General features: G+C 57.8%; 5 protein-coding genes. All 5 read right to left on the bottom strand.

Going from position 1 to position 5,394, the window contains the following annotated elements:
• Positions 1-242: 242 nt before the first annotated feature.
• Positions 243-743: a ribonuclease H family protein gene (locus NW856_RS02570; protein WP_414398939.1), complete on the bottom strand. Its 501-nt coding sequence runs from the start codon at positions 741-743 to the stop codon at positions 243-245.
• 478 nt (positions 744-1,221) lie between these two features.
• Complete coding sequence (locus NW856_RS02565; RefSeq protein WP_414398937.1) at positions 1,222-2,328, bottom strand: phosphotransacetylase family protein; 1,107 nt, start codon at positions 2,326-2,328, stop codon at positions 1,222-1,224.
• Positions 2,329-2,406: 78 nt separating this feature from the next.
• The gene (locus NW856_RS02560; protein ID WP_414343694.1) at positions 2,407-3,831 is read right to left on the bottom strand and encodes a TrkH family potassium uptake protein; all 1,425 of its coding nucleotides are present in this window, start codon (positions 3,829-3,831) and stop codon (positions 2,407-2,409) included.
• A 59-nt stretch (positions 3,832-3,890) separates the two neighbouring features.
• The gene (locus NW856_RS02555; RefSeq protein WP_414329043.1) at positions 3,891-4,580 is read right to left on the bottom strand and encodes a potassium channel family protein; all 690 of its coding nucleotides are present in this window, start codon (positions 4,578-4,580) and stop codon (positions 3,891-3,893) included.
• A gap of 70 nt (positions 4,581-4,650) precedes the next feature.
• Positions 4,651-5,394, bottom strand: a 744-nt coding sequence (gene clpX, locus NW856_RS02550; RefSeq protein WP_414398935.1) for an ATP-dependent protease ATP-binding subunit ClpX, incomplete at its 5' end; no start/stop codon positions are given.

Below are 5,394 nucleotides of genomic sequence, written 5' to 3'. Positions count from 1 at the left end.
GGGAACCAGCGCGGTTTCCGGCAGAACATCGCCGGGCAACTGTACCTGTGGCCCTCTGAGCTGGCAGGATCCCAGGAGCCAAGAGCCCCCCACCGCCATCAACGTAAGGGAGAGAGGACGAAACCGGCACTGAAGTTGGGTCTTCATATCACACCTGCGACGAGCCGTCCTCTTGAGGATAGGCGATGGACTCAGAGCCTGTCTGTGATCGCAGCCTCATACATCGGAATATGTAGAAATTGTTACTTTGGCCGGGCGCGAGCGACCAACTCATCCACGTACTCGTTCCAGCGCAACCCTTCGTGAGCCTGGATCCAAACCACCTGCACCTGAGGGCACTGCTGCTTTAGTTGATACAGTTCCTGAACCAGATCCAAGTTTTCCACCGGCCCGGTGCGCCGCCGCCACCCCTGCGCTGCCCAGCGATCCATCCAGTCGTTGTAGGTCTGTACGCAAAGGTGGGAGTCGCTGTAGATGGTATCGACGCCGTTGCCCTGGGTGTGGCGGCAATATTGCAAGGCCCGGATGAGGCCGGTCAACTCCATGCGGTTGTTGGTGCTATCGGGATCCCCTCCCCAAAACTCTTCCACAATTTGATCATCTTGAACCACCACCACAGCCCATCCCCCTGGCCCCGGATTGGGAGAACATCCCCCGTCGGTGAAGATGCCACTGTGGGGGCAGGCAACCAGACGGCTGGGGCCCGCTCCTTTGCGGCTGTGCATCCGTGAAACCTTGGCCATGGTGCTCATCCGGCGCTAACGGCAACATTTGGGATCCCGGCTCGACAACAGACACTGCATCTTACCGCACAAGGGCGTGCCGGCACCACTATTTAGTGTATCTAGTTCCGGGAAAGTTTTACTTTACACTATCAGTAGTATAAACCTCGTCAACACCAGCTCACGTGACGTAAGGTTAGAGAGACAGGGAAATTCTGCCAAAACGGCGCGAACAAAAACCCCCAGAAAATCTGGGGGAGGAGTGGTGTGTTGAGGTGATGAATACTCGCATGATATCTCTCGAATTCGGTGAGTAGGCCAAACCGGCGAGAGATCCCTGCGTTTTTTTGCAGAAATCATTGCAGATACTGGAAAGCATCAGACACTAGAGACCAGCGCGTCAAAACTGAGCTTATTTCGTCTTGATCAGATATAGTGCTCAATCTCGAAGAAATATCTATTTAGACACCAAATATAGAGAAGCCAGTAATAACTTTTCTTATGCACCTACCGCCGACACTAGGGGTTGTGTCAAGCCCAAATGAGCATAGAGACGGGAAAAGTCAAAATTCGCTGACATTAGCTCTTGGATGCAGCGGACTTTCACCTCCTCGTGCAGGCGAATCTGCCCAAAAACCCGTTCGATGCGGTTGATGGTGGTGAAGGTGTCCAGATCCACCGAGAGGATCGGCACTTCCAGCTCTTCTGCTCGAGACCGAATGCGGGGATCCAGAGGGAGCTTGCCGGTCAAGATCAGGCAGAGGGTGGAAGTTTCTAGGGCGGCCAGTTGAATATCGGTGCGGTCTCCGCCGGTGATCACCGCCTTGTGATCCAGCTTACGGAAGTACTTCAAGGCCGAGTTGACGTTCATCGCCCCTACCGCAATGTCTTCGACCATCAGGTCCATCCGATCCGGACAGCAGAGCACCTCGGCATCCAGTTGCCGCACCAACTCCCCAACGCTGATGCTGCGCAAAATGCGATGGGAGGGCAAAATCCCCAGCACCGGGATCCCGTGTCCCTCCAAAAAAGGCCGAATGATCGTTTTTGCCGGTTGCATTTGGTCAGGTGGCACATCGTTCAGCAGCACGCCTGCCAAGCGGGATCCCAGTTGACGATGGACAAAGAGAAGAGAATCAACAGCCAAGGAGGAATGGTAGCGACTGATCAGCAGTACCGGAGCATCCAGGGCTTGGGCCATCTTGGCCAGCGACAGGCCAAACAATTCCCCCTCGTAAAGATCGGCTGGGCCTTCCAGCAGCACCAAATCGGCAGGGGAGCGCTGGACAAACTCCAACAGAGGGGCAACCGGGCACTCTGGAGCTGGATCCCCGGGAGCTCGCTTCATTTGAGCCAGCAAAGCCTCTTCGTTGAGCCGGAGCAGCATCGGCGGCATTTGATCCATCGTCAGCCGCAGAGACTCCGCCACAAAGCGCATATCCGGATCGCCCCCTTCCAGCGAGCAATCTTCCCGCTCGCAAGAACCGATGGGCTTCCCATAGGTGACTTTTATCCCTTGCTGCTGCAGATGCTTGGCCAAACCCAAGATGGCAGCCGACTTACCGCTGAAGGGCTCAGTAGAACCAATTAAAAGGAACTTGGACACGGATGGCTCCCGGTAACGAGAGGGACGAAGGGATCCCTTACTCAGTCTAACGGAGGCTGCTCTCTCCTCAGTTCTGGACTAACCGATTAGGATCGACTCTTCAGGGTAGGTTACCAACGGGCGGGGCTGTTGTTGAGCCAAGGCCAAGACAATCGTCAATGCCCCCAGCCGGCCCCAGAACATCACCAACACGATAATCAGTTGGCCAAACCAGTTTAACTCCCCAGTGAAGCCCGTCGAGAGGCCGCAGGTGGCAAAGGCGGAGATCACCTCAAACAACACCGGATCCAACCTACTGTTACTGTGGGTCAGCAAAATCAACCAAGCCGCCAACAATACCACAAACAGAGAAACCGTTAACACCGCTGCCGCCTTGCGCACCATGGAGGGATCCAAGCTGCGCCCGGCAATTTGAGCGCTGGGCAAACCGCGGGCATAGCCCCACAAGGCCAACACCAACACCGCCAAGGTGCCGGTGGTCATGCCGCCCCCCATAGAAGCTGGGGCTGCCCCAATAAACATGAGAGCCATCAGCAGCAACTGGCTTGCCGGGGTCAAATCCTCAATGGGGATCGCGGCAAACCCAGCCGTTCGGGCAGAAACCGACTGAAAAAACGTCAGGCCCAAGCGGTGGGGCCAGCTTACCTCCAGCAGGGATCCGCCGGGCAAGCTCTCTCCCAAAAACAAGCCAATGCCGCCCGTGCAGAGCAAAACCACCACCACGCCCAGGGTAATCCGGGTGTGCAGAGAGGGGCGGTGGCCCCGTGGCCAGGTTAACAAATCCGACAAAACTGGGATGCCCAAACCGCCGATAAAAATCAGACCGGCCAAAATCGCCAGCGACAGACCGTCTGTAGGGATCCCTTCCCGGCCAAACAGGTCGAATCCTGCATTACAAAAGGCCGACACCGCGTGAAAAATAGCCAGAAAAACTGCCCGCTCCGGCCCATAGAGATCCCGCCAGTGCACCCAGAGCAGCAAAGCCCCCCCCAACTCAATGAGGGTGACCCCCAGCAGCACCCGCCGAGTCAATTCCAAGATCGCCCCCGGATCGATGAGACCCAGCGAATTGCACAGCGCCAAGCGATTGAGCAGGGAAATGCGCCGCCCGATCAATTGAAACACCACCACCGCCAACACCATGAAGCCCACCCCGCCAATCTGAATCAGGATCAGCAGCACAATCTGGCCCAACAGGGTGAGATCCTCCGCCGCCACAATCGTCGAGAGCCCCGTCACGCTCAGGGCCGACATGGCCGTAAACAGCGCCTCATTCCAGCTCAAGGGATCCCCGCGCCCGATCCCCGGCAACATGAGCACCAAAGTTCCCACCACTGCCAAGAGCCCCAACCCTACAACCAGGCGCAATGGCGGTGGCAGAGGGCGACGCCTGTCCCCCCCGAAAAACCACTGCAGACGATTCCCAAAGGCCCTAGAGGACTGAGACAATGCCGAGCCCGGTGTCGGCAGGTGGCGGGCGCGGGATGGTACCGGTGGAACCAAGCGCTCAGAGCCCTCCTCTGGCGGAAGCGGGACGGAGCCCTCTCTCATCGGAGCCCTCCCTACATTTCATTCAGCCGCGAGATATTGGTATTGGCCCCCAGAACCACCAGCAAATCCCCCTTTTCCAGCAGGTAGTCTGCGGGGGGAGAGACCACCAGCGATTGCTTTCGCTTCACCACCAGCACCGTGATGCCGAAGCGGCGACGCAGATCCGACTCCGCCAGCGTATGGCCCACCAACGCCTCCGGCACCTGTAATTCCGTAATGCTGTAGCCCGGCTCCAGCTCTAGCTGATCTAGGATCCCCGGTGCTGTCAACACCTGAGCCAAACGGCGCCCTGCCTCTTGCTCCGGCAACACCACCCGATCTGCCCCCACTCGCAGGAGAATAGAGCGTTGCCGCTCGGTCGACGCCTTACAGACCACATTGCGCACCCCCAGACTTTTCAGGGCCACCGTCGTCAGCAAATTGCTCTCAAAATCGCTGCCAATGGCCACCACCACCGTGTCGAAGGAGAGGATATCCACCGCTCGCAGCGCATCTTCATCGCTGGAATCGAGTGCCACCACCTGCGTCAGCTGATCCGCCAGGCGCTGCACGATCTCACGGCTGCGGTCGATCCCCAAGACATTGTGCCCTCGCTCCATCAAGGTAAGAGCCAAGCTAGAACCAAAGCGCCCCAGCCCAATTACCGCATATTCACGATCCACCCGCTGTCGTTCGCGCCAGCGGAACGCAGTCCCTGCCATAGGATCTCCTGCCCCCTCTTTCAAGAACAGATCATAAGTTCATCCAGCAGGGATCGGAAGGGCCGCGACTCTAGGCCGACTCAGGCTTGGGCAGCGTAGAGGGGTGAGGAATCAGCTCGCGGGTGGAACGGCGCTCCACCATCTCTGCGGTGATGCGGATGTGCTTTAGGTCGCGGCGGGAGGGTGCCTCGTACATCACATCCAGCATTAGCTCTTCCACAATGGCCCGCAGGGCGCGAGCCCCGGTCTTGCGGCGATAAGCCTCTTTGGCAATGGCAGCAATGGCGGCAGGTTCAAACTCCAGTTCCACCCCGTCCATGCGCAGCAGCTTTTGCGCCTGCTTGAGAATGGCGTTTTTGGGCTGCGTCAGGATCGCCTCCAGCGCCTTCTCATCCAGCGGATCCAAAGTCGCCACTACCGGGAGCCGCCCCGTGAATTCGGGAATCATGCCGTACTTGATCAAGTCTTCAGGCTCCAAAGCCTTGAGGGCATTGGCCATACGTTGCTCGCGGCTAACCGACAATTGCTCCCCTGGCTTGATAAAGCCCATCGATTTCTTGCCAATGCGCTGCTCGATTACTTTTTCCAGGCCAACAAAAGCCCCCCCGCAAATGAAGAGGATGTTGGAAGTGTCGATTTGAATGCAGTCTTGATAGGGGTGCTTGCGCCCTCCCTGGGGAGGCACGTTGGCTATTGTCCCTTCCAGCATCTTCAACAAAGCCTGCTGCACCCCCTCGCCGGAGACATCGCGGGTAATGGAGGGGTTCTCGCTTTTGCGGGCAATTTTGTCGATTTCGTCGATGTAGATGATGCC

Source organism: Synechococcus sp. R3-13, assembly GCF_047462195.1.
In the GTDB taxonomy this organism is placed as follows: domain Bacteria; phylum Cyanobacteriota; class Cyanobacteriia; order Thermostichales; family Thermostichaceae; genus Thermostichus.
The sequence above is the reverse complement of the archived record's forward strand: the minus strand, read 5'-3'. Positions and strand labels throughout refer to the sequence as shown.

What these genes read in the sequence shown, in the direction of transcription:
- NW856_RS02570 (WP_414398939.1), bottom strand. Translation starts at nt 743, where the DNA reads ATGGCCAAGGTTTCACGGATGCACAGCCGCAAAGGAGCGGGCCCCAGC.
- NW856_RS02555 (WP_414329043.1), bottom strand. Translation starts at nt 4,580, where the DNA reads ATGGCAGGGACTGCGTTCCGCTGGCGCGAACGACAGCGGGTGGATCGT.